We start from the raw sequence: 23,801 nt of genomic DNA on the forward strand, positions 1-23,801 counted from the left end.
GACATTTTTGGCGTTTTCACAACGTCGCTTCAGATTTTCGAGAAATTTCTTCGGGCCCCGGGGACGCGCCGAGGCGCCTTCGGGCTCCTCCGCCCGGCCGGCGGCCCACGGGTGCGGAGTTCGCATCGCGAAATCCGGGAGCGGGATTGACGAATTGGCGGGTTTTGGTGCTGGTTTTCCCTGCTTCGGAATTGGCTGCTTAAATCGATGGTTTTCAACGTCCATTCCGCAATCCGGCGGGATGCGAATTCACCGACCTCCGGGCAGGCGGGGAATTTAAAAACACTTCAGCGCGGACGAGTACTTTCTCAGTATTGATTCAAAAAATCACCGAAGCTACATTTTTGGCTCCAGCTCGATTTTATTTTTGAAACCAACCGATTGAAGGATCGTCATGAAAGCCGCTTTTCTCAAATTCGTCCGCGATGAACGTGGTGCTACGGCCATTGAGTACGGCATTGTCGCTGGACTGATGGCTGCAATACTTGTCACTCTTTTCAGCAGCACAGGCACTCTTGCCAATGGTCTGTCCCACGCTTTCACGTTCATCGCAGGCAAGCTCAACGCATTGGTGTAACAGCAAGGAAAACTCGAAGCATCGGGCAATATTCCCCTACTGGAATTCGAGTTGTCTTTAATTCTCGTCTTTTGGCTCATTGGTACTGCCTTCGAAGACTTCGCCCGACGCAGGGTGTCGAACCGATGGCTGCTGGTCAGTGCCGCATGTGCCATTACCGCCCTTTTTTGGAATGGCTCGACGCCGGCCATGACATGGCAGCAAGCCCTGACCGGTGGCCTCGGCGCCTTCGCCATCCTGCTGTGCTTCTATGCCTTGGGAATGATGGCCGCGGGCGACGTGAAGTTCGCCGGCGTGCTGGGCCTGTGGCTGGGCGCACCGGCGCTGGTGCCGATCGCCGTCGGCGCCGGACTGCTGGCGGGCGGTCACGCGCTGTTCTGGCTGGCACGCCATCGCGGACCTGCATTGCTCCGACGGCGACGATGCGCCGACGGCGAGATCGACGCAGGGACCGGCACGCTCGCGGATGCGTCGGCGTCCCGGATCGCGATGACCATGGCCATCCCCTACGCCGGCTATCTGGCCATCGCGGCGCTCCTGTGGCTCGCATCGGGCGCGGTCCCGGCATCGCCCTGATTCCCGACCCGTCACCGCCGCGCCCGCCGCTTTTCCCATGTTCCGCCTGACCCAGATCCTCGCCGCCGTGCTGGTGCTGCTCGCCCTGACGCTGGGCGGCTACGCGTGGTGGCTGGGCGGTCGCGCGCCGGCCACGCCGTCGGGCACGGATGCCGTCGCGGCACCGATCGTCGCGGCGCCTTCCTTCCCGGTCGTCGTCACGACGCGCCGGGTGGCCGCCGGCGAGACCCTGGCGGCCGACGCGCTGCAGGTCGTGCGCTTGCCCATCGGGCCGCCGGGCGCCCTGCGCGAGGCGAGCGCCGCCGTCGGCCGCGTGCCGGTGAACGAGCTGGCCGCCGGCGCGCTGGTGATGGAGGGCGGGCTGGCCGCCGGGCTTGCCCTGCGGTTGGCCGAGGGCGAGCGGGCCGTGGCCATCCGCGCCGACGAGGTGCTGGGCGTGGCCAACCGGGTGCAGCCGGGCGATTTCGTCGACGTGTTCCTGATGCTCAAGACCGACGGCCGGGAGGTCGCGCGCAGCCAGGCGCGGCTGCTGCTGTCGCGCCAGCGCGTGCTGGCCTACGGCAGCGCGTCGGTCGACGGCATGCCGGCGACGGAGAACGGCGCGGGCGGCGCGGTCCCGGCTCGTCCGCTCGAGGCCGCGCGCACGGCGGTGCTGGCGGTGCCGGTGCAGGACGTGGCGCGCCTCGCGCTGGCGGAAGCCAACGGCCGGCTGCTTCTGGCCCTGCGCCATCCGGGCGACGCGGCGTTGCCCGACGCCGCGCTGTTCGCCACCCTGCCGACCGCCCTGCGGCCGGTCGCCGGCGGGCCGGCGGTGTCCGTGGTCCGCCCGATCGACCAGGCGCAGGCCGGCCTCGCGATGGACGACCTGGCCGGCGGCGGCGCGACGACCCTCGCGACCTGGCCGTCCGCGTCGGCCGCGCCCGTCCACGCCGCGACCGCGCCGTACGCCGTCCCGGTGCCCGCCGCCCGGCCCCGCACCGCGGGTGCCGGGACATCGGCGCGCGGGGGCATCGAGATCGAATCCATCCGCGGCGACAAGCGCGAGACCGTCAGCTACTGAGCCGGCCCGCCGGACCGACCCGTTTTCCCAGAGAACCCCACGCATGCTCCGTTTTCCCCCAGGTCGCACGACACCCCCTCCGGCGGAGGGCCGGGGCCGCGTGCGGCGCGCGCGGCGCGCCGGCGTGGTCCCCGGAGGCTGCGCGGCGCTGGCACTGTTCGCGGCCTGCCCGACGGCCGCCGTGGCCGCGCCCGACGCGCGCGAGTTCGCCCTGGCCGCCGGCGCGCAGCGCGAGCTGCTGATCGACACCGCCATCGAGCGGCTGGCCGTCGCCGACGAGGCCGTCGCCAGCGTGCTGGTCACGCGCCGCGCCCGCGGCGCCGACGGCGCCCGGCTGATCGTCACGGGCAAGGCGGCCGGGCGCACCACGCTCATGGTGTGGCGCCGGGGCGCCGACGCCGCCACCACCTACGAGGTGGTGGTGCGACGCCCCCAGGGCGTGGTCGAGGGCAGCGTGCCGAGCCTGGAAGCGCACGCGCGCCGGGTGCAGGACGCCCGGACCTCGGGCGCCGCGGACGCGCCGCTGGCCGACCGTTCCGTCGTCGCGGTGCGCAGCCAGACCGTGCAGGTCGAGGTCAAGATCGTCGAGTTCAACCGCAGCGTGCTGAAGGAAGCGGGCATCAACCTGACGACCGTCGGCCCCAACGTGCGCAGCGGCTTCAGCTTCATCAACACCACGTCGACCTCGCTGCTGCAGGCCTTCAACCTGGTGCTGGGCCTGAACAACGACGACCAGACGCGCAGCGTCGGCCTGGCGCTGCGGCTGCTGCAGAGCAACGGCCTCGCGCGCGTGCTGGCCGAGCCGACGCTGGTGGCCACCTCGGGGCAGAGCGCGAGCTTCCTCTCGGGCGGCGAGCTGCCGATCCCGGTGCCGCAGGGCCTGGGCACCGTCGTCATCACCTACAAGCCCTTCGGCATCGGCCTGACCGTCACGCCGACCGTGCTGTCGAACGACCGCATCGCGCTGAAGGTGGCCCCGGAGGCCAGCGACCTCGACTACACCAACGCCCTGAACCTCAACGGCATCCCGGTGCCGGCGATCACCACGCGCCGCGCCGACACCGCCGTCGAGCTGGGCGACGGCGAGAGCTTCGTCATCGGCGGGCTGGTCAGCCGCAGCACGCTGTCCAACGCCAGCAAGGTGCCGTTCCTGGGCGACCTGCCGGTGATCGGCCTGCTGTTCAAGCAGAACAACTACCGCATGAACGAGAAGGAACTGGTGATCGTGGTCACGCCCCACCTGGTGCGGCCGATCGCGCGCGGCACCGACCTGAGCCAGCGCCTGCCCGGCGGCGCCGAGCAGCGCGACGGCAACGTCTGGAACCGCATCCTGCTGGGCGACATCGCCGAGCGCGACGCCCTGCCCGGCTTCTCGAGATGACCCGATGACCCCCACCCCGCGGCATTTCGCCTCCCCGCCGTTCCCGCCCCCGTCCGCCGTGCCGGCCGGCGGCGAGACCTACCTCTTCGCCACCGACGAGCCCGTGACGCTGGACTGGCTGGCCCACGGCCTGCAGCGGCGCGGCAAGGTCGTGCAGGTCGCGTGCAGCCTGCGCGCCATCGAGGAGCGCATCGTCACGCTGCGCCCGCAGGCGGTGTTCCTGGACTTCGCGGGCGCGCAGGCCGCCACCGCCGCCGAGCTGCACCGCCAGCTGCGCCAGGTCCGGCCCGAGATGGCCGTGCTGGGCACCGGCGCCTCGACCGAGCCGGCCGCGCTGCTCGCCGCCCTGCGCGCCGGCGTGGCCGATTTCGTCGACACCGCTGGCTCGCTGCACGACCTCAACGCGACGCTCGCCGCCCTGCTGATGCAGCGCCGCGACGCCGCAGCGGCGGCGTCCGGTCCGTCGGCCGCGGCGCGCCTGCCGGTCGCGCGCGGCCGCGGCGTCGTGCTGCTGGGCGCGCGTCCCGGCCTGGGCGTGACGACCCTGGCGACCCACCTCGCCCTGCTGCTGCAGGACGCGGTGCGGCGCGGGTCCGCCGCCCCGGCCGGCGGGCCGCCGGCGCGCGGCGTCGCCCTGCTCGACCTGGGACTGCCGGCGCGCGACGGCCTGCTCTACCTCGACACCCCGAGCGACTTCAGCTTCGTCGACGGCGTCAACCACCTGCGCCGGCTCGACCAGACCCTGGCGCAGACCGCGCTGGCCCACCACGGCGACGGCCTGGCGGTGCTGCCGCTGCCCTGCGACCCGGCGCAGCTGCGCGAGACCTCGTCGGACGACGACGCCGCCCTGCTGCGGCGCCTGCCCGACTTCTTCGACCACCAGGTCGCCGACCTGGGCGGCTGCGCCCGCCCGGCCTTCATGGCCCAGTGCGTGCGCGAGGCCGACCGGGTCTGGGTGGTGTGCGACCAGAGCATCGGCGGCCTGGTCTCGACGGCGCAGATGCTGCGCGACCTGCAGGGCCACGGCGTCGACACCGCGCGCCTGGGCCTGGTGGCCAACCTGTTCGATCCGGCCCTGGCCGTGACCGCGCGCGACATGGCCGAGCGCCTGCAGCTGCCGCTCGCGCACGTGCTGCCGCAGCGCCGCGCCGCGCTGCTCGCGGCCGGCGCGCGCGGCCAGATGCTCGCCCGCGTGGCCCGCAACGACCCCTACGTGAACGCCGTGCAGGCCATGGTGCGGGAGCTGCGCGGCGACGCCGGCGGCACGGCGTCCGCGTCCGGCCGGTCGAGTTCGTCCTGGGCCTCCCTCGTGGCCCCGCTGTCGCGGCGCGGCCGCAGCGCCAGGGAGCGCTGATCCGTCATGAACGACCTCCACGCCTACGACTTCCGCGCCGACGACGAGGCCTTCCTGCAGTCGCGCCAGTACCAGGACATCAAGGCCTGGGCGCACGACCACCTGCTCGGCCGCGTCGAGGCGATGGGCGCCGAGTTCGGGCGCTGGTCGCGCGCGGCGATCGGCCAGTTCGTCGCCTTCGAGCTCGACGGCTTCATGCGCGCGCAGCGCGTGCCGCTCAACGACCGCGAGATCGCGCTGGTGGCCGACGCCCTGACCAAGGAGCTCGCCGGCCTCGGCCCGCTGGAGGACCTGCTGGCCGACCCGGCGGTGGAGGACATCCTGATCAACGGCCACCGCAACGTCTACGTCTCGCGCCACGGCCGGCTAGAGCGCGAGACGGTGCACTTCGCCGACCGCGAGCACGTGCTGCGCATCGTGCGGCGCATCCTGGCGCCGATCGGGCGCCGGCTGGACGAATCCCATCCGATGGTCGACGCCCGGCTGCCCGACGGCGGGCGCATCAACGTCATCAGCGAGCCGCTGGCGCTCGACGGCCTGTCGGTGTCGATCCGCAAGTTCCGGAAGGACCCGCTGACGCCGGCCGAGCTGGTCGGGCTGGGCACCTTCGACGAGGCCATCGCGCAGCTGCTGGAGATCGCCGTGCGCGCGCGCTGCAACATCCTGGTCAGCGGCGGCACCAGCTCGGGCAAGACCTCGCTGCTCAACGCGCTGGCGACCTTCATCCCCGAGCACGAGCGCGTGGTGACGATCGAGGACACGGCCGAACTCTCGCTCGGCCACGCCCACGTGGTGCGGCTGGAGAGCCGCCAGGGCGGCTTCGACGGCACCGGCCACGTGTCGATCCGCGACCTGCTGCGCAACAGCCTGCGCATGCGGCCCGACCGCATCATCGTGGGCGAGGTGCGCGGCGCCGAGGTGATGGAGATGCTGCAGGCCATGAACACCGGCCACGACGGCTCGATGGGCACCATCCACGCCAGCTCGCCGCGCGAGTGCCTCTACCGCCTGGAGATGCTGGCCGGCTTCGCGGGTTACCAGGGCAGCGAGTCGAGCCTGCGCCGCCAGATCGCCAACGCGGTCGACTTCATCGTGCAGATCGGCCGGCTGCCCAACGGGCACCGGCGCATCCTGTCGGTCTCGGAGGTCACCGGCGTGAACGACGAGGTGGTGGCGATGCAGGAACTGCACCGCCACGATCCCGTGGCCACGCCCGACGGCGGCGAGCGCGACCGCTGGGCCTCGCTGGGCATCGCGCCGCATTCGCCCAAGGTCACGCGCTACCGCCAGATGCTGCGGCGCGCGCAGGGAGCCGACCGTGCGTAGCGCGCCGTGGGCCTTCGCGGCCTTCGTGCTGCTGCTGGGCGCCCTGGGGCTGGTGCTGTGGCAGTGGGCGGCGCGGCGCCAGCTGCGCCGGGCGACGAGCCGCCACCTCGCCGAGCGCATCGCCGCCGGCCTGGTGGCGGGCGCGCCGCGCGCCGGCGACGTGCGGCGCGGCGCGCCGGCCGCCGGCCTGCCGCGCGATCCGTGGGCCTCTCTGCCCATGGCCGGCGCGGCGGCGGGCGGGTGGCCCGGTTTCCCCACCATGGACGAAGCCGCGCGGCCGGACGGCACCGCCGCCCTCGCCGCCGCGACCGCTGCCGCGGCCGCCGCGGCGAACGCCCCGGCGTCGGCCTTCGCGCGGCGCCTGCCGGGCTGGCTGCGCGCCGTCGCCACGCCGCGCCAGCTGGGGCTGGCCGTCGGCGCGGGCGGCGCCGCAGCGCTGGCGGCGGGCGCGGCGCTCGGGCCGGTGGCCATGGGCGGCGTGCTGCTGCTGGGCGCCGCCGGGGGCGGCTTCGTCGTCTGGCTGCGCGTACAGAAGTTCCGCCGCCGCCTGGTGCTCCAGCTGCCGGGCTTCATCGACGCCATGGTGCGGATGGTGCGCATCGGCAACTCGCCGCAGTCGGCGTTCCAGCTCGCGACCGCGACGCTCAAGGCGCCGCTGCGCGAGGCGATGGAGCACGCCGCCGCCCTGGCGCGCGCCGGCGTCGACCTCGACGCCGCGCTCGACCAGACCGCCGACCACCTGCGCGTGGGCGAGCTGCACCTGCTCGGCGCGATCCTGGGGCTGGGCGTGCGCTACGGCGGGCGCGCCGACCTGCTGCTCGAACGTGTCGCCACCTCGCTGCGCGACAACGAACAGGCCGGCCAGGAGCTGGCGGCGATGTCGGCCGAGACGCGCCTGTCGGCCTGGATCCTCGGCCTGCTGCCCCTGGGCGTGGGCGCGACCATCATGGCGGGCAACCCCGACTACATCGTGCGCATGTGGCTCGACGGCACCGGCCGCACGATGCTGTTCGGCGCGCTGGGCCTGCAGTCGCTGGGCGCGCTGCTGCTCTACCGCCTGGCGCGGCTGCGGTGAACGCCATGGCGACGCTCCTCACGTCCCTCGACGCGACCCGGCTGATGGCGCTGAGCGTCGCGCTGCTGGCGGCGGCGGCGCTGCTCGTCGCGGGACTGGTGGCGCAGCGGGAATGGCGCGCCGCGCGCAGCCGCCGCGTGTTCGGCCGCGCCGTGCTCGGCGCCACGGCGCCGACGGCGGGACCGGTGCCCGACGAGGCTGGCAAGGCGGGCGAGACCGACGAATCCGACGATGTCGGTGGCGCCGGGGCCGAGGCCGGCGCCGCCGGCCGCGCCGGCGCCGAGCGGCGCGCGCACTGGCTGCGCACCCGCTGGGGCCGCCTGCTGGTGGCCGACGAGGACCGCCGCCTGATCGACCAGTGCGGCGGACCGGCGCTGCGCGGCCAGCTCCGGCTGCTGGCCGCCCGCGCGGTGCTGGCCACGGCGCTGCCGGTCGCCGCCCTCGGGCTGCGCGGCGCGGGCCTGCTGTCGGGCGATCCGCTGCTGGTGGCCGCGGCGGCCTTCGTGCTCGGCTTCATGGCGCCCAAGTGGGTGCTGGCGCGTCTCGCGGCCGCGCGGCGCACGCGCGTGGCGCAGGAGCTGCCGATGTTCGTCGAGCTGCTGCGGCTGCTCCAGGGCGTCGGCCTGAGCCTGGACCAGACCCTGCACGTGCTGGCGAGCGATTTCACCGAGACCCTACCGGTGCTGACCGGCGAACTCGCCATCGCCAACCGACAGTACGCGCAGGGGCGCTCGCGCGAGCATTCGCTCCAGCGCATGGCCACGCTGCACCGCGACGAGCAGCTGGCCGACCTGGTCGCGCTGCTGGTGCAGATCGACCGCCACGGCGGCGCCGTGCAGGAGCCGCTGACCCAGTTCGGCGAGCGGCTGCGCGAGCGCCGCCGGGCCGACCTGAAGGCGCAGATCGGCCGCATCACCGTGAAGATGACCGGGATCATGGTCACCACCCTGCTGCCGGCCCTGGTCATCGTGACGGCCGGGCCGGGCTTCCTGGCCATCACACGCTCGCTCGGAGCGCTCTCGAAATGAACTCCCGGACACGACTTCCGGTCGGCACCGCCACCGGCCTGCTGGCGCTGGTGATGGCGCTCACCGGCTGCGGCACCGGCGGCGCCGGCTCGTACGCGGGCGCCCGGGCGCAGGCCGATCGCGCCGCGGCCGACGCCGCCCTGGAGCCGGGCGCCGGCGCATTGCAGACGCCGGCGATCCACGTCCGGCTGATCGAGCAGATGCAGCGCGACGGCCTGTGGTTCGCGTCGCTGGCGCACCTCGACGCGCTCGAGCGCCGCACGCCGGCGACGGCCGAGACGCTGCGCATGCGCGCCGACGCCCTGCGCCGCACCGGCCAGATCGCCGAGAGCCGCCAGCAGTACCTGCGCCTGCTGGACACGCCGCTGGCCGGCGCGGCCTACCACGGCCTGGGCCTGCTCGCCGGCGCCGACGGCGACTTCACCCAGGCCATCGAGATGCTGGCGCAGGCGCGCCAGCGCGATCCGACCGGCGTCCTGGTCCTCAACGACCTGGGCTACGCGATGCTGCGCGCCGGCCGCACGGCGCAGGCGCGGGTGCCGCTGATGCAGGCGAGCCAGCTGCAGCCGGACCAGCCCCAGGTCCAGGCCAACCTGGCGCTCTACCTGTTCGCGACGCGGCGCGGCAACGAGGCCGAGCAGCTCATGAACGCGCGCAACCTCCCGCCCGGGACGCGCCACGCCATCCGCCAGGCCGCGCGCGACCTGCCCTCCCCACCCGCCGCCCGCTCGGCGGCCTCCTCCCGCACCGCCGACGAAAGCCCGCCATGACACGCGCCCGCCCCTCCCTCCATCGCCGCCTGGCGGCCCTGGCGCTGAGCCTGGCTTCGGGTCCGCTCGCCTTCCTCGCCGTCGAGCAGACCGCCCGCGCCGCCGAGACCGCCGAGCCCCTCGCGTCGCCGCAGGCCGGGACCGAGGCCGCTCCGGCCGGACCCACGCGCGTGGGCGACGCCACGGCAGGCCTGCTGGCCCTGCAGCGCGACGGCACCGCCGCCTCGCCGGTGCCGCGCCCGATCCCCGGCGACGTGGCCGGGCGCAGCTACCAGCGCTACCTCAAGAGCTTCGAGCAGCCGATCCCCGAGCGCTTCGGCTTCAGCACCGCCGGCGGCGGCGCCTCCCAAGGCGGCACGGGGCGCTGACGGCCATGGCCCGGCCCGCGGCGCACCACCACCTCCGCGCCCGCGGGCGGCGGCGGCGCGCGCCGGGTGCGGTGGAAGGCCAGCGCGGGGTGTACGCGATCGAGTTCGCCTTCGTCTTCCTGGCGTTCTTCGGCCTGATCTACGCCACGCTGTGCTACGGCATCGCCCTGACCCTGCACATGGGACTGCAGCACGCCGCGGAGGAGGGCGCGCGCGCCGCCCTGCGCTACCAGAAGGTCGCCGGCACGGCCGCCCCGCTGCCGCAGCAGCAGCTGCAACTGCGCCGCGCGCAGGCCGCCACGGTCGCCGCCTCGCGGGTGGAGGGCTGGTTCGCCACCGCGCCCGTGGTGGTGGCGCGGATCTGCCAGAGCGGCACCGACGACTGCGCGACGCCCGCCTGCGGCGCGGATTGGGCGCAACGCTGTCAGGTCCGGGTCACGGTCACCGCCTCGGGCATCGACCGCATGCTGCCGATGATGAACTTCGCCATGCCCGCCACCCTCACCGGCCAGGCCAGCATGCTGCTCGACGGGCGGGCGCCATGAGGGCGCGCGGCCGGCAGGACGGCGTGGCGGCGGTGGAGTTCGCCTTCGTGCTCACGATCCTGCTCGCGCTGGTCCACGGCATCGTCACCCTCGGCGCGATCCTCTACCTGCAGCAGGCGATCGCGCGCGCGGCGGAGGACGGCGTGCGCGCGGTGGCGCTGATGCCCAACGGCACGGCGCCGGACGCGCAGCGGGTGAGCGACGTCGTCTTCGACTCGCTGGCCGGCTCGCTGATGGTGCCGTCCCCGGTGGCGGCCACCTTCGCCAGCCGCCGGGCCTGGGTGGCGACGCACGTGCAGGTCGCCGTCGCCGCCACGGGCGGCGTCGTCACGGTGAGCGTCACCCACTGGTACAGCCACAACGCGCTCATGCCGCTAGCGGGCATGCCCTGGGTGCCGGACGCGATGACGCGCCGGGCGACCATGGCGCGGCCGACCTGAGCCGCCCCGGTTCGTCGCTCCGTCCTCCGATGCCTCGCTCCATGCCGCCCGCCCTCCCCTCCCACCCGCCCCGCCGGCGTCGATCCTCCGGCTCGGTGCTGGTGCAGACGGCGCTGGCGCTGGGCCTGCTGGTGGGCGTGCTGGTCGGCACCGAGCTGGGCTGGCTGTTCTACCTGAAGCGCGAGATGCAGAAGGCCGTCGATCTGGCCGCGCTGGCCGGCGCGCAGGCGCTGGCGACGAGCGCCGACTGCGCCGGCGCGCGCACCGCCGCCGTGGCCAACGCCGCGCTCAACCTGCCCGCCGGCCTGCCCCTGGTCGCGGGCGACGTCGACTGCGGCCGCTGGGACCCGGCGACCTACGCCGCGCCGACCCACTACGGCGTGCCGGCCACCGGCCAGGCGCCCAACGCCGTGACGGTCACCATGCGCCGCACGCCCGCGCTGCTGATGCCCAACCTGCCCGGCGCCCAGCCGCGCACGATCGAGGTCCGCGCCCTCGCCGCGCGGCGTCAGCCCCGCGCCGCGCTGACCATCCGCAGCACGCTCGCGGGCATCGACGGCGCGCGCGCGAGCCTGCTCAACGCGGTGCTGGGCGGCATGCTCGGCGGCTCGCTGGCGCTCGACGCGGTGGCGTACGACGGGCTGGCCACGAGCCGGCTGCAGCTGCTGGCCTACCTCGACCAGCTCGCACTGACCCTGGGGATCGCGGCCGGCCGCTACGAGCAGGTGCTCGACACCGCCGTGCCGGTGGGCACGCTGCTGCAGGCGGCGGCGACGGTGCTGACCCGGCAGGGCGACACCGCCCAGGCGACGCTCGGCGCGCTGGACGCGCTGCGCCTGGCGGCCAACGTCCCCGGCGCCCAGCCGCTGGTCAGGCTGGGCAGCCTGATCAGGGTGCAGAGCGGCACGCCCGCGGCCGCGCTGGCGGTCGACCTGCAGGTCTTCCAGCTCGTCGAGGCGATGGTGCAGCTGGCCAACGGCAGCAACGGGCTGGTCGCCAGCGTGCCCCTGGGCGTGCCCGGGCTCGTCAACCTGACGGCCAGCGCGCGGGTGATCGAGCCGCCCCAGCTCTCGGCGATCGGCGACCCGGGCCTGGCGCGGCTCGATCCGACCGGACCGAACGCCATCGCCGTGCGCACGGCGCAGGTGCGCACGCTGATCACGGTGGAGCTGCCGCTGCTCACGGGTCTGGCCAACCTGACCAACGCCTTGTCCAGCGCGCTGGGGCCGCTGATGTCGACGCTCAAGAGCGTGCTCAACCTGAACCTGGCCGACGTGGTGGCCTGCCTCGTGCAATGCGCGAACCAGCCGATCCAGGACGCGCTCTTCCTCTCGCCCAACGTGCGCATCGACATCGGCCTGGAGGTCGGCGGCGGCGCCTCGCGCGTGACCGACTTCAGCTGCGCCAACCCCGCCGCCACCTCGCTGACGGCGCGCACCACCACCACCGCCGCCACCCTGCGCATCGGCTCGTTCGGCGGCACGCTCGCGCAGGCGAAGGCGCAGGTGTTCGGCGGCGCGGCGGCGCCCGTGGTGGCGCCCCTGCCGCTGCTCGACGTCGGCGCCAAGGTCTGCACCAAGGTGCTGCTCGGCGTGGTCACGACCTGCGGATCGCGCATCCCCTTCTACGGCGGCGGCCTGGCCCTGAAGGGGGACCTGGCGTTCGGCGCCACCACCGTCGACCAGACCTTCGCCAACCCGCCCGACGTGCGCGCCGAGCCGGCCTGGCTCGCGCTCTCGACGCTCAACGTCACGGACTCGATCGGCCAGACGCTGCGCTCGGCCGCCACCCTGCTGCAGCCCGTGCCGCCCACCGGACCCACGGGCACCATGAGCAACACCACGCCGAGCGTGCTCGCCGCCGTGGCCGGCGCGCTCAGCGGCGTCGTCACGGCGCTGGGGACCGTGGTGTCGAGCGTGCTCGCGCCCCTGGTCGATCCCTTGCTCAACACCGTGCTGCGTGACATGCTGGGTCTCGACCTCGCCAAGACCGAGGTCGGCGGTCGGCTCGGCTGCGCGAACGGCGCGGAACTGGTCTTTTGAATCTCAGAGGAAGCGGGGTGTCCGGTGAGAGCTGTGGTCTATCAGGAAGCGACGGGATGCTGGCACTGGGAACTGCAGGACCCCGAGGGCCGGCTCCTGGCGCGTGGCACCCGCACCTACGACGTGCGCGACGAAGCGCTCGACGACCTCCGGCTGCTGCGCAGCAAGGCGGCCGACTTCGGCATCTTCGACCGGCGCGGCAACAACATCCCGCTGCTGCGCTAGGCCGGCTCGGGCAGCAGGCGCCCGTACTCCGAGCGCACCACGCCGTAGCACTCGCACGCGCGCCGCTCCAGGCCGGGGCGGTCGATGACGTCGATGCGCCCGCGCCGGTAGCTGATGACGCCGGCGGCCTGCAGCTTGAGCGCGGCCTCGGTCACGCTCTCGCGGCGCACCCCCAGCATGGCGGCGATCATCTCCTGCGTCATCTCCAGGCGGTCCTCGTCGATGCGGTCGAGCATCAGCAGCAGCCAGCGGCACAGCTGCTGGTCGAGCGAGTGGTGGCGGTTGCACACGGCCGTCTGCGACACCTGCGTGAGCAGCGCCTGCGTGTAGCGCAGCAGGTGGCGCATCACGCGGTCGCCGCGCTCGACCTCGGTCCGGATGATCCGCGCGGGCAGGCGCAGCAGCTGGCCGGCGCTCTGCACGACGGCCCGGTTGAGCGTCGAGCCGCCGCCCAGCAGGGTCGACACGCCGACGAAACCCTCGCGTCCGATCACGGCGACCTCGGCCGAGGCGCCCGTGTCCATGAGATAGATCATCGAGACCACGGCCGTCGTCGGGAAATAGGCATAGGTGCGCTGCTCGTGGGGCTCGCACAGCACGCAGCCCAGGGGCAGATCGACGAGGTCGAAGTGCGGGAGCCAGCGGTCGATGTCCTCCGGCCCGAATGCCGCGAGGAGCCTGTTGGCCCGGTGGTCCAGCAAGGTGGCTGTCATGTCGTGCGGCGATAGTCGATCATCATGAGTATTTTCGACTTCATTGAGACGCTCGATCGTCCGCAGGGAATTGACAAAGACTCACAATTCGTCTGACAAATACCACGCTTGAGTAACTTTTGGTATTCTCGTTAGCGAATGCTCTCGTGGCAGCCCCTGCAGAATGGGGCTTGGCGCCGATACAAAGAAAAAGTGGTTGTGTCATGCTTTTGTAATTCAAAAGTATTCACCTCTAATGTTTGTCCCGACGCGCCAGCGCGACCGCACGACCGCATCCCGGAATCCACCGATCCCAACGACCTCTCACCTTCATTCGACCTGGCATGGACAAGATTTTTCGCGCATGGACGTTCTGGATCCGCACACCCCTGCGCGAGGAATGCCAGACGTACCTGGAGACGATCAAGCTCAAGGAGATGAACGCGGCCCCCGGCAACGAGCGCGCCGCCGCGTTGTTCCGCGACCTGGGCGACGGCACCACGGAGGTGGCGGTCGTCTCGGTATGGGAATCGATGGACGCGATCCGGCAGTACGTCGGCACCGAGCCGCTGCAGCCGTCGATCGACGCCGAGGACCGCAAGAAGCTGTTCGACCGCGAACCCATCGTGAGGCACTACGCGATGACCGATCAGAGCGTGGTTCCGCTGCTGCCCAAGGAGTGGCGCTGAGGGTCGCCGGACCGGCACGCCGGAGCCGCCCGCCCGGTTCCGCCGACGCCTGAGGAAGATCGCGCGAACCGACTTCGCGGGCCGCTTGCACACGTTCACCCGACTTCGCGCGCGCCTTACACGGCGTTCACGTGCGCGGGCCACCATGGCGGCATCGCAACCCCCCGCAAGCTCCAAGGAGTCGCCATGAAGCAGATCTTCCTCGCCGCCGCCGCCGCCCTGCTGGCGCTCGGCGCCCTCGCCACCCCGGCGCAGGCCCAGCCCCACGGCCATCCGGGCGGCCGCCACGACCGGCCCCAGGCGATCGTGGTGCAGCCGCCACCGCCGGCGTATCGCGTCGCGCCGCCCCGCCACGGTCCCCGCTACGACCACCGGTACGACCACCGCCACGATCACGGGTACGACCGCCGCGCCCACCGTCGCTTCCGCGATCGCGACCGCGACGGCGTGCCGGACCGTCACGACCGTTTCCCGAACAACCCGTACCGCCGCTGAGACGGCGCCGCCCGCGCGGCGACGCCATCCGGCTAATCACCGATACGGTGCGGCGCGCGGCCCACTAAGCTGGCTGCGCCGCGTCCCCCGCCATCCCGACGGAAAGGAACCCCGGCCAGACCCCTCACAAGAAAGAGACACGACATGACGACGCCCTCCCAGGCCGAGGCTTTCTCCTTTCCACGCCGCCCGACGGCCTTCGGCACGGTGCTGGCCGCCACGCTCCTCGTCGCGGGTTGCGGCGGCAGCGGCGACGACGACGCCCCTGCCACGCCGCCCCGGCAGGCCATGACCTGCGCCCAGCTGAACGGCATGACCGTCGCCGCCGACGCGATCGGCCTGGCCACCACGGGCGCCGTCGTCACCAGCACCACCGTCGTGCCCGCCGCCGGCAGCGGCGCCACGGCGGTCGGCGAGTACTGCCGGGTGCTGGGCGACATCCGCCCGGTCGACACCGCCGCGCAGAGCATCAAGTTCCAGCTCAACCTTCCCACCGCCTGGAACGGCAAGGCCATGATGTTCGGCGGCGGCGGCTACAACGGCATCATCGCCACCGGCGCGGGCAACGTGCCGGCCGGTCCGGCCGACCGGCCCACGCCGCTCGGCCGCGGCTACGCCACCTTCGGCAGCGACTCCGGCCACCAGGCCGATCCGGTGACCACGAGCCGCGACGGCAGCTTCGGCGCCAACGACGAGATGCTGCGCAACTTCGCCAGCGACGCCATCAAGAAGACGCGCGACGTGGCCACGGCGCTGATCGACGCGCGCTACGCCACCCGGCCCAACCGCACCTACTTCGCCGGCGGTTCGACCGGCGGGCGCGAGGCGCTGTTCGCCGTCACGCGCTGGCCGGCCGACTTCGACGGCGCCATCGTGCTCTACCCGGCCTGGAACGCCGCCTCGCTGGACCTGCAGTTCGGCCGCATCACGCGCGCCCTGGCCCAGCCCGGCGCCTACCCGAGCCGCGCCAAGCGCCGCCTGCTGCTCGACGCCTCGACCGCCGCCTGCGACGGCCTCGACGGCGTCGCCGACGGCGTGGTGAGCAACGTCGCCGCCTGCAACGCCGGCTTCGACCCGCGCACCGCCACCTTCAACGGCACGGCGCTGCGCTGCGCGGGCGGTGCGGACACCGGCGACGGCTGCCTCTCGGACGCGCAGATCAACGCCTTCGAGGTCACCAACACGCCCCTGGTGCTGCCCTACCGCCTGGCCAGCGGCGAGACCACCTACCCCGGCTTCAACACCTGGGCCACCGACTTCGGCGCCACCGGCGCCAGCCCGTTGCAGCCGACCATCGTCACGCTGTCGCTGGGCACGCTGGCCCCGGCCTTCCCGATGCCGGCGGTCACGGCCGCGGGCGCGCCACCCTACGGCAGCACCTTCTGGGACCAGTGGATCCGCTTCTTCGTGACGCGCAATCCGAACGCCAACTCGCTGGCGGTCGATCCGCAGAACCCGGGCGCGCTGCAGTCGCGCATCGTCGAGCTGACCGCGCTGCAGGACGTCAACAGCGCCGACCTGTCGGCCTTCCAGGCGCGCGGCGGCAAGATCCTGATGGCGCACGGCTCGCACGACGCGCTGGTCAGCCCCCGCGCCACCGCGCAGTACTACGCGCGCCTGCGCAACGCCATGGGCGGCGCGCAGGTCGACAACTTCGTGCGCTACTACGAGATCCCCGGCTACGGCCACGCCACCAGCAGCGTCTTCAACGCCGCCTGGGACTCGCTCACCACGCTGGAGAACTGGGTCGAGAACGCCACCGTGCCGCCGGCCCAGGTGGTGGCCGACACCGCCGGCGTGCCGGGCCGCACCCGGCCGCTGTGCGCCTACCCCGCCTATGCCCGCTACGTCGCGGGCAACGTCAACGCCGCCGGCAGCTTCGTCTGCACGAACCCGTAGGCACGCGCCGGCTCAGGAGAGGATGACCTGCAGGCTGCGCTCGTACTGCGCGGCCAGCTGGTCGAAGGTGTCGACCAGCGCCTCGGCCGAGCGGGCCAGCGCGGCGCCGCCCTGCGATTTACCCAGGCCCTGCAGGCTGCGCGCGAGGCGCAGCCATTCGTCGCGGGCGGCGGCCAGCGCGGCGCGCACCTCCGGCGAAGTCAGCGGCGCCTGCTCCAGCTCGACCAGCGCGTCCTCGAACGCCAGCGCGGTGGCCGGCAGCAGCGCGGCGTCGCTGCCGGTGCGGAAGGTCGCGAGCAGCGCGCCCTTGGCGATGCGCTCGGCCAGCATGCGCTGGCGTCCGCACAGGTTGACGATGCGCAGCGCGCGCCGGCCGCTGGCCGTCTGCAGCGCCTCGGCCAGCACCTCGGCGCCCTCGAGCAATGCCTCGGCGGCGGCGTCGATGCGCACCATGTCGCGCGGCGCCGTGCGCGGCGGCCAGACCGCCACCAGCGCCTCCCAGGCCGCGCGCACCCGCGCCAGCGCGGCGGCGCAGGCGGGCTCTGGCGGCAGCCGCGCGAGGTGGGCGATGTTCTCGTCGATCCGTTCGGCCACGGAGCGCCGCTGGTCGAGGCTGCGGGCGGTCTCGACGTTGACCATCACCTGCGCGGCCAGGCGCGCCAGGCGCTGCGACAGCATGCGCAGCTGACCGGCGCGGTTCACCGCCTCGGCCCATTGCGCGGCGTCGACCACCGCGCGCGAGACCTCGCCCAGGCGCAGGTTGGCGTGCATGGCGGTGCTGCGCAGCAATGCGAAGGCCTCGTCCTCGCCCATGCCGCGCGCCAGCATCAGCAGGCCCTTGGCCTTGTCGACCCACTTGCGCTCGTCCATGCGGGTGCGCAGCTGCACCAGTTCGGACCGCAGCGCGCGCTCGCGGCGCCAGCGCGCGCCGGCGCGGTCGGTCAATGCACGCAGGGCCGGTGCGTCGATGGCGCCGACGTCGGCCCAGGCCTGCGCGCCGGCCTCGACCAGCGCCTCGTGCGCGGCGGCGTCGAGCGGGGGGCCGACGACGGCCACGGGCCAGGGCATGCCGCCGGGCACCGGGTCCGCGACGGCCACGCGCCGCAGGAGGTCGAGCACGCCGTCGATGTCCGAGGGCGCATGCAGCAGCACCCGGACGTCCGCCGCGCCGATCGCGCCCGTGCCGTCGGACGCCGGGACGTCGCCCGCGCGCCCGGGCAGCGTGCGCAGGAACGCCTGCGCACCGGCATGCACCGTCACCCGTCGTCCGCCGACCTCTTCCACGGCCCGGCGCACGGCCGGGAACGCTCCGGCGGACCCGGCGAGGCCGGCGGACGGGACGAGGGACAGGTCGACGAGGACGAGGTGCAGCGAGGTCGGCATGTTCGTGACGCGCGGGGCGCCGAAAAGCACCGAGGCTAACCCGGATCGGACCGGGCACGGAGCTTGCATGAACGACGGCTCACGGTGCAACGAAGCACCGTCCTGGTGATCTCTCCGCGGTTCCGCGGATCCCGGTGGCGCTCGCCGCCCGGCACCTCACCGCCGGCGACGCCGCCGGAATCCTCCCCCCAACCCGCCGACGATGCGAGCCTGCCAGGGCCCGTGTCGAGGCATCGCATCGAACCCAAGCTGCCATGTCGACCTTCAAGTCCTTCCTGCGATCGGGCCACTCGCCCACCCTGTTCGCCGCCTTCTTCTACTTCGCGTTCTCGTGCTGCATCTGGGTGCTCAACGGCGCCATGGCGCCGTTCATCAGCGAGACCTTCAACCTGACGCCGGCCCAGAAGGGCCTGATGCTGTCGGTGCCGATCATCGCGGGCGCGCTGATGCGCTTCCCGCTGGGCATCCTGTCGCAGTACATCGGCCGCAAGAACGCCACGCTGGTGGAGATGGCCCTGATCGCGGTGGCGATGCTGTTCGGCTTCTTCTTCGTCAAGAGCTTCAACGACCTGCTGGCCATGGGCGTGCTGCTGGGCATCGCCGGGGCCAGCTTCGGCGTCGCGCTGTCGCTCGGCTCGGGCTCGTTCCCGCCGCAGCACAAGGGCCTGGCGATGGGCCTGGTGGGCGCAGGCAACATCGGCACCGCCGTGTCGGTGCTGGTGGCGCCGCCGCTGGCGCAGTGGCTGGGCTGGCAGGCCGTCTACGGCGTGGCCGCCGTCGCCATCCTGATCCCGATGGTGGTGATGATCGTCTTCGCGCAGGAGCCGCCGGACGTCGACAGCCACGCCAGCTTCCGCGAGCACGTGGCCTGCCTGTTCGAGAAGGACGGCTGGGTCTTCAGCCTGATCTACGGCGTGACCTTCGGCGGCTTCATCGGCCTGATCACCTTCCTGCCCTCCTACTACTACGACCAGTTCGGCGTCTCCAAGGTGCAGGCCGGCCAGCTGACCATGCTCGCGGCCTTCATGGGCGCGGCGGTGCGCGTGGTGGGCGGCTGGATCTCCGACCGCTGGGGCGGCGTCAACACGCTGACGGTGGTGCTGATCGTGGTGGCCGTCGGCCTGGCGCTGGTGGGCGTGAGCTCGGCCTCGCTGATGCTCACCACGCTGCTGCTGATCGTGTGCTTCGCCGCCCTGGGCGCGGGCAACGGTGCGCTGTTCCAGCTGGTGCCGCTGCGCTGGCCGGCCAGCACGGCCGTGGCCGGTTCGATGATCGGCGAGATCGGCGCCCTCGGCGGCGGCCTGGTGCCCAACGCCATGGGCCTGTCCAAGCAGTACCTCGGCAGCTACGTCTGGGGCTTCGTGTTCTTCGCCGCGCTGTCGCTGATCATGCTGGGCGTGATGCGCGTCATGCAGATCCGCTGGACCCGCACCTGGGCCGAGAAGGGCGGCCGCGCCCGCGTGTCGCCGGCCGCCGCCGCGTCGGCCGCGCCCATCACCGGCCTGAAGAAGTCGCCCACGGCCCGCCGCCCGGTGCGTTCCTGATCATGAGACCAGGCGCGCGTCCGCCGCTGCGGCCGTCGGCCGGTGCGGCCCTATCGCGGCAGGAAGAGCAGCCAGGTCAGCAGCACGGCGTTGAACAGCAGCGAGACCGCCAGGCCGATGCGCAGCAGCAGCACGCGGTCGCGGTGGATCAGCGGGATCGGCCCCGGCGCGGCGACCGGGCGCGAGGCCCCGCGCTCGAGCGCCAGCAGCAGCTCCTCGGCGGTCTCGAAGCGCTCGCGCGGATCGCGCGCGACGGCGCGGCGCACCAAGTGGTCGAGCCACAGCGGGACGTCCGGCCGGATGCCGGAAAGCGCGGCCGGGTCGCGCCGGTAGCGCGCGGTCTGGTAGGGCTCGATCTCGCCGTAGGGCAGCCGGCCGGCCAGCCACTGGTAGAGCGTGACGCCGAGCGCGAACAGGTCGCTGCCGGCGTCGGCCGTGGCGCCCTCCCACTGCTCGGGATTGATGTAGCTGGGCGTGCCGGCGTGCAGGGCGCGCGTGGCCGGGTCCTCGCGGCCCGACAGCGCCACGCCCAGGTCGAGCAGGCGCCAGCGGCCGTCGTCGCCGCGGTGCAGGTTGCCGGGCTTGACGTCGCGGTGCACCACGCCGTGGCGGTGCAGCCGGCCGAGCGCGCGCGCCCACTGGATGGCGGCCTCCACCACCTCGGCCACGGGCGCCGGGCCGTCGGCCTGGCGCTGCTCCAGCGTGCGGCCGGCGTGCCAGTCGAACACGGTGTAGAGCGCGCTGGCGCGCGGATCGCGCGGATGCACCCGCACGAAGCCGGCGTCGCCGCGCGCGCTCACGCGCAGGCCGAGCCAGGCCTCGTGCGCCAGCATGGCGCGCTCCTGCGGATCGCTGGCACGCGAAGGGTGCAGGGTCTTGAGCGCCACCAGGGCGCGGGTGGCGGTCTCGCGCGCCTGGTAGATCAGGTGCACGCCGGTGTCGGCCACGCGCGCGGTGACGGTGTAGCCGTCGATCACGTCGCCGATCTTCAGCAGCGGCGGCGCGGCGAGCCGGCGCGCGTCGACCTGCTCGTCCTCGAGCGAGCGCGCGTCCAGGCCGGTCACGCGCAGCACCAGCGCGGTGGCGTTGTCGCGCGTGCCGGCGGCGAGCGCCGCCTGCACCAAGGCCTCGCTCGCCGCCTCGACCTCGCCGGCCAGCGCCAGTTCGCCGATGCGCACGTCCTTGAGCACGCCGTGGACGCCGTCGGTGGTCAGCACGAAGCAGTCGCCCACTCGCACGTCGCCCTGCGCGTAGTCGACGCGCACCTGGTCGTCCAGGCCGACCGCGCGCGTGAGCTGCGACTTCAGGTCGCGCTGCTCGAAGGCGTGGTCGGTGGTCAGGCGCGCGACCTCCGCGCCAGCGCCCTCGGCCGCCTCGGCGCGCACGTGCCAGGCGCGCGTGTCGCCGACGTGGGCCAGCGTGTAGCGGTGGCCCTGCAGCGCCAGCGCGGTCAGGGTGGTCAGGCCGGTGCGGGCGTCCTGGCGGCGCGCGTTGTGGCTGGCCAGCCAGTTGTTCTGGGCGCCGATCAGGCGGTCCAGCGCCACCGTCGACTCCCAGGTGTCGGGCGTGGCGAAGTAGTCCGCCAGCAGGCCCATGACGGTGGTCTGCGCCGCCTCCAGCCCGCCGCCCCCGGTGGACACGCCGTCGGCGATGGCGGCGATCAGGCCGCGCGCCTCCTCGCCCTTGGGCGCCCGCACGGCGCCGGCGAAATCCTCGTTCAGGTCGCGCGGTCCCCGGTGGCTGCTGTAGCCGATCTCGACATCGAAGCTCATGGCGCGATTGTTGTCCACGCGCGCCGGGCATCGCATTTGCTTTGAACCCACGAAAGGATCGAACCCCATGAAGAAACTCAAACTGGTGCTGGTGGGCAATGGCATGGCGGGCGTGCGCACGCTCGAGGAGCTGCTCAAGCTCGCGCCCGACATGTACGACATCACGGTGTTCGGCGCCGAGCCGCACCCCAACTACAACCGCATCCTGCTGTCGCCCGTGCTCGCGGGCGAGCAGACGATCGAGGAGATCGTGCTCAACGGCTGGGAGTGGTACACCGACAACGGCATCACCCTGCACGCCGGCAAGCGGGTCACCGAGATCGACCGCGTGCAGCGCCTGGTGCGCGCGGTCGGCGCCGACGGCGAGGTGGTCGAGACCACCTACGACCGGCTGCTGCTGTGCACCGGCTCCAACCCCTTCATCCTCCCGGTGCCGGGCAAGGACCTCAAGGGCGTGATCGGCTACCGCGACATCGCCGACACCGACTACATGATCGAGACCGCCAGGACGCACAAGCACGCGGTGGTCATCGGCGGCGGCCTGCTCGGGCTGGAGGCGGCCAACGGCCTGATGCTGCGCGGCATGAGCGTGACGGTGGTGCACAACAGCGCCTGCCTGATGGACCGCCAGCTCGACGCCGTCGCCGGCGGCCTGCTGCGCCAGTCGCTCGAAGGGCGCGGGCTGACCTTCCGCCTCGCCGCGCAGACGCAGGAGCTGGTCGACGACGGCGCCGGGCGCGTCAAGGCGGTGCGCTTCAAGGAAGGCCCGGAAGTGCCGGCCGACCTGGTGGTGATGGCCGTGGGCATCCGCCCCAACACGGCGCTGGCCGAGTCGATGCGGCTGCACTGCAACCGCGGCATCGTGGTCAACGACACCATGCAGACCGTGACCGACCCGCGCGTCTACTCGGTGGGCGAGTGCGCCGCGCACCGCGGCATCGCCTACGGCCTGGTGGCGCCGCTGTTCGAGCAGGCGAAGGTGGCGGCCAACCACCTGGCGCAGTGGGGCATCGGGCGCTACCAGGGCTCGCTGACCTCGACCAAGCTCAAGGTCACGGGCATCGACCTCTTCAGCGCCGGCGAGTTCATGGGCGGCGAGGGCACCGAGGAGATCGTCATGAGCGACCCCTTCGGCGGCGTCTACAAGAAGCTGGTGCTCAAGGACGACAAGCTCATCGGCGCCTGCCTCTACGGCGACACCTCCGACGGCAGCTGGTACTTCAAGCTGCTGCGCGACGGCCGCAGCATCGTCGACATCCGCGAGAAGCTGATGTTCGGCGAATCGAACATCGGCGACACCGGCCACGAGGGCCACAGCAAGGCCGCCTCGATGCCCGACGAGGCCGAGGTCTGCGGCTGCAACGGCGTCAACAAGGGCACCATCTGCAAGGCGATCCGCGAGAAGGGCCTGTTCACGCTCGACGAGGTCAAGAAGCACACCAAGGCCAGCGCCTCGTGCGGCTCGTGCACCGGGCTGGTCGAGCAGATCCTGATGTTCACGGCCGGCGGCGACTACTCCGCCGCGCCGGGCAAGAAGGCGATGTGCGGCTGCACCGACGCCAGCCACCAGGACGTGCGCGACGCCATCCGCGGCCAGAAGTACCTGACCCACGCGCAGGTCTACGCCGGCCTGGGCTGGCGCACGCCCGACGGCTGCGCGAGCTGCCGCCCAGCGGTCAACTACTACCTCATCAGCACCTGGCCCAAGGAGGCCAGGGACGATCCGCAGAGCCGCTTCATCAACGAGCGCAGCCACGCCAACATCCAGAAGGACGGCACGTACTCGGTGATCCCGCGCATGTGGGGCGGCCACACCACGCCCGACGAGCTGCGCCGCATCGCCGACGCCGCCGACAAGTACAAGATCCCGACGGTCAAGGTGACCGGCGGCCAGCGCATCGACCTGCTGGGCGTGAAGAAGGAGGACCTGCAGGGCGTCTGGAAGGACATCGGCATGCCCAGCGGCCTGGCCTACGCCAAGTCGCTGCGCACGGTGAAGACCTGCGTGGGCAGCGAGTGGTGCCGCTTCGGCACCCAGGACTCGACGCAGATGGGCAAAGACATCGAGCACGCGCTGTGGGCGATGTACTCGCCGCACAAGGTCAAGATCGCCGTCAGCGGCTGCCCGCGCAACTGCGCCGAGGCCGGCATCAAGGACGTCGGCGTGATCGGCGTCGATTCGGGCTGGGAGATCTACGTCGGCGGCAACGGCGGCATCAAGACCGAGGTGGCGCACTTCCTGATCAAGGTGAAGACCGCCGCCGAGGTGATGGAGTACACCGGCGCCTTCCTGGAGCTCTACCGCGGCGAGGCCTGGTACCTGGAGCGCACGGTGCACTACATCGGCCGCGTCGGCCTGGACCACGTCAAGAAGCGCATCCTGGACGACGCCGAGGGCCGCCGGGCGCTGTGGGAGCGGCTGCAGTTCGCGCTCGACGGCGAGCCGGACCCGTGGTTCGAATCGGTGCAGGCGTCGGTCGACGTGCGCCAGTTCGTGCCAGTGGCCGAAGTGACGGCCTGAGTCTCCCCGTCCACAAGAAACCCACGAGAAGAGAAAGAA

Annotated in this window: 22 protein-coding genes; 19 read left to right on the forward strand and 3 right to left on the reverse strand. The window is 72.8% G+C overall.

Features of this window, described 5'->3' with window-relative positions; genetic code table 11:
* The first annotated feature begins 394 nt into the window (after positions 1-394).
* Genes ABID77_RS15555 through ABID77_RS15620 form a run of 14 tightly spaced genes read left to right on the forward strand, consistent with a single transcriptional unit; the run spans position 395 to position 12,767 of the window.
* Positions 395-577 carry a Flp family type IVb pilin gene (locus ABID77_RS15555; RefSeq protein ID WP_429597715.1) on the forward strand — a complete coding sequence of 61 codons (183 nt, stop codon included), beginning with the start codon at positions 395-397 and terminating at the stop codon, positions 575-577.
* Positions 578-628: 51 nt separating this feature from the next.
* Complete coding sequence (locus tag ABID77_RS15560; protein WP_429597718.1) at positions 629-1,153, forward strand: A24 family peptidase; 525 nt, start codon at positions 629-631, stop codon at positions 1,151-1,153.
* Between the two features lie 37 nt (positions 1,154-1,190).
* A complete protein-coding gene (cpaB, locus tag ABID77_RS15565; RefSeq protein WP_429597721.1) occupies positions 1,191-2,213 on the forward strand; it encodes a Flp pilus assembly protein CpaB in 1,023 nt (340 codons plus the stop codon).
* A 43-nt stretch (positions 2,214-2,256) separates the two neighbouring features.
* The gene (locus ABID77_RS15570) at positions 2,257-3,594 is read left to right on the forward strand and encodes a type II and III secretion system protein family protein (RefSeq protein ID WP_429597723.1); all 1,338 of its coding nucleotides are present in this window, start codon (positions 2,257-2,259) and stop codon (positions 3,592-3,594) included.
* Between the two features lie 4 nt (positions 3,595-3,598).
* Complete coding sequence (locus ABID77_RS15575; protein ID WP_429597726.1) at positions 3,599-4,948, forward strand: histidine kinase; 1,350 nt, start codon at positions 3,599-3,601, stop codon at positions 4,946-4,948.
* A gap of 6 nt (positions 4,949-4,954) precedes the next feature.
* Entirely contained in the window at positions 4,955-6,274 is a 1,320-nt protein-coding gene (locus tag ABID77_RS15580; protein WP_429597729.1) for a CpaF family protein, read from the forward strand.
* On the forward strand, positions 6,267-7,349 hold the full coding sequence (locus tag ABID77_RS15585) for a type II secretion system F family protein (protein WP_429597732.1): 1,083 nt from the start codon (positions 6,267-6,269) through the stop codon (positions 7,347-7,349). The genes ABID77_RS15580 and ABID77_RS15585 overlap by 8 nt, the downstream gene beginning before the upstream one ends.
* A 5-nt stretch (positions 7,350-7,354) precedes the next feature.
* Positions 7,355-8,377, forward strand: a complete 1,023-nt coding sequence (locus ABID77_RS15590) for a type II secretion system F family protein (RefSeq protein ID WP_429597735.1) — start codon at positions 7,355-7,357, stop codon at positions 8,375-8,377.
* Positions 8,374-9,147: a tetratricopeptide repeat protein gene (locus ABID77_RS15595; protein ID WP_429597738.1), complete on the forward strand. Its 774-nt coding sequence runs from the start codon at positions 8,374-8,376 to the stop codon at positions 9,145-9,147. Before ABID77_RS15590 ends, ABID77_RS15595 begins: the two co-directional genes overlap by 4 nt.
* Positions 9,144-9,515: a DUF3613 domain-containing protein gene (locus tag ABID77_RS15600; protein WP_429597741.1), complete on the forward strand. Its 372-nt coding sequence runs from the start codon at positions 9,144-9,146 to the stop codon at positions 9,513-9,515. Before ABID77_RS15595 ends, ABID77_RS15600 begins: the two co-directional genes overlap by 4 nt.
* Positions 9,516-9,520: 5 nt before the next feature.
* Positions 9,521-10,060: a TadE/TadG family type IV pilus assembly protein gene (locus tag ABID77_RS15605; protein ID WP_429597744.1), complete on the forward strand. Its 540-nt coding sequence runs from the start codon at positions 9,521-9,523 to the stop codon at positions 10,058-10,060.
* On the forward strand, positions 10,057-10,500 hold the full coding sequence (locus ABID77_RS15610) for a TadE/TadG family type IV pilus assembly protein (RefSeq protein WP_429597747.1): 444 nt from the start codon (positions 10,057-10,059) through the stop codon (positions 10,498-10,500). The genes ABID77_RS15605 and ABID77_RS15610 overlap by 4 nt, the downstream gene beginning before the upstream one ends.
* Positions 10,501-10,541: 41 nt before the next feature.
* Complete coding sequence (locus ABID77_RS15615) at positions 10,542-12,542, forward strand: TadG family pilus assembly protein (RefSeq protein WP_429597749.1); 2,001 nt, start codon at positions 10,542-10,544, stop codon at positions 12,540-12,542.
* A 24-nt stretch (positions 12,543-12,566) separates the two neighbouring features.
* A complete protein-coding gene (locus tag ABID77_RS15620; RefSeq protein ID WP_429597751.1) occupies positions 12,567-12,767 on the forward strand; it encodes a hypothetical protein in 201 nt (66 codons plus the stop codon).
* On the opposite strand, the gene ABID77_RS15625 is transcribed toward ABID77_RS15620, so the two are convergent.
* The gene (locus ABID77_RS15625; RefSeq protein ID WP_429597753.1) at positions 12,764-13,480 is read right to left on the reverse strand and encodes a Crp/Fnr family transcriptional regulator; all 717 of its coding nucleotides are present in this window, start codon (positions 13,478-13,480) and stop codon (positions 12,764-12,766) included. The two genes, ABID77_RS15620 and ABID77_RS15625, sit on opposite strands and share 4 nt — an antisense overlap.
* 323 nt (positions 13,481-13,803) lie before the next feature.
* On the opposite strand from ABID77_RS15625, the gene ABID77_RS15630 reads away from it, so the two are divergent.
* The 3 genes from ABID77_RS15630 (at position 13,804) to ABID77_RS15640 (ending at position 16,542) form a co-directional block, all read left to right on the forward strand.
* Positions 13,804-14,148: a hypothetical protein gene (locus ABID77_RS15630; RefSeq protein ID WP_429597755.1), complete on the forward strand. Its 345-nt coding sequence runs from the start codon at positions 13,804-13,806 to the stop codon at positions 14,146-14,148.
* A 186-nt stretch (positions 14,149-14,334) separates the two neighbouring features.
* Complete coding sequence (locus ABID77_RS15635; RefSeq protein WP_429597757.1) at positions 14,335-14,643, forward strand: hypothetical protein; 309 nt, start codon at positions 14,335-14,337, stop codon at positions 14,641-14,643.
* A gap of 144 nt (positions 14,644-14,787) precedes the next feature.
* A complete protein-coding gene (locus ABID77_RS15640) occupies positions 14,788-16,542 on the forward strand; it encodes a tannase/feruloyl esterase family alpha/beta hydrolase (protein WP_429597759.1) in 1,755 nt (584 codons plus the stop codon).
* A 12-nt stretch (positions 16,543-16,554) separates the two neighbouring features.
* Here the strand turns inward: ABID77_RS15640 and ABID77_RS15645 are convergent, their stop codons facing one another.
* Positions 16,555-17,925, reverse strand: a complete 1,371-nt coding sequence (locus ABID77_RS15645) for an ANTAR domain-containing protein (RefSeq protein ID WP_429597761.1) — start codon at positions 17,923-17,925, stop codon at positions 16,555-16,557.
* 254 nt (positions 17,926-18,179) lie between these two features.
* Between ABID77_RS15645 and ABID77_RS15650 the strand changes: the two genes are divergently transcribed.
* Positions 18,180-19,469, forward strand: coding sequence for an MFS transporter (locus tag ABID77_RS15650; protein WP_429597763.1), 1,290 nt, complete (start codon positions 18,180-18,182; stop codon positions 19,467-19,469).
* Between the two features lie 50 nt (positions 19,470-19,519).
* Here ABID77_RS15650 and ABID77_RS15655 read toward each other — a convergent pair whose 3' ends face one another.
* Entirely contained in the window at positions 19,520-21,241 is a 1,722-nt protein-coding gene (locus ABID77_RS15655; protein WP_429597765.1) for a protein kinase domain-containing protein, read from the reverse strand.
* Positions 21,242-21,308: 67 nt separating this feature from the next.
* On the opposite strand from ABID77_RS15655, the gene nirB reads away from it, so the two are divergent.
* Positions 21,309-23,762, forward strand: a complete 2,454-nt coding sequence (nirB, locus tag ABID77_RS15660; protein ID WP_429597767.1) for a nitrite reductase large subunit NirB — start codon at positions 21,309-21,311, stop codon at positions 23,760-23,762.
* Positions 23,763-23,801: the final 39 nt, after the last annotated feature.

The sequence above is a fragment of the Variovorax sp. PvP013 genome, assembly GCF_050435945.1.
GTDB lineage: Bacteria > Pseudomonadota > Gammaproteobacteria > Burkholderiales > Burkholderiaceae_C > Variovorax.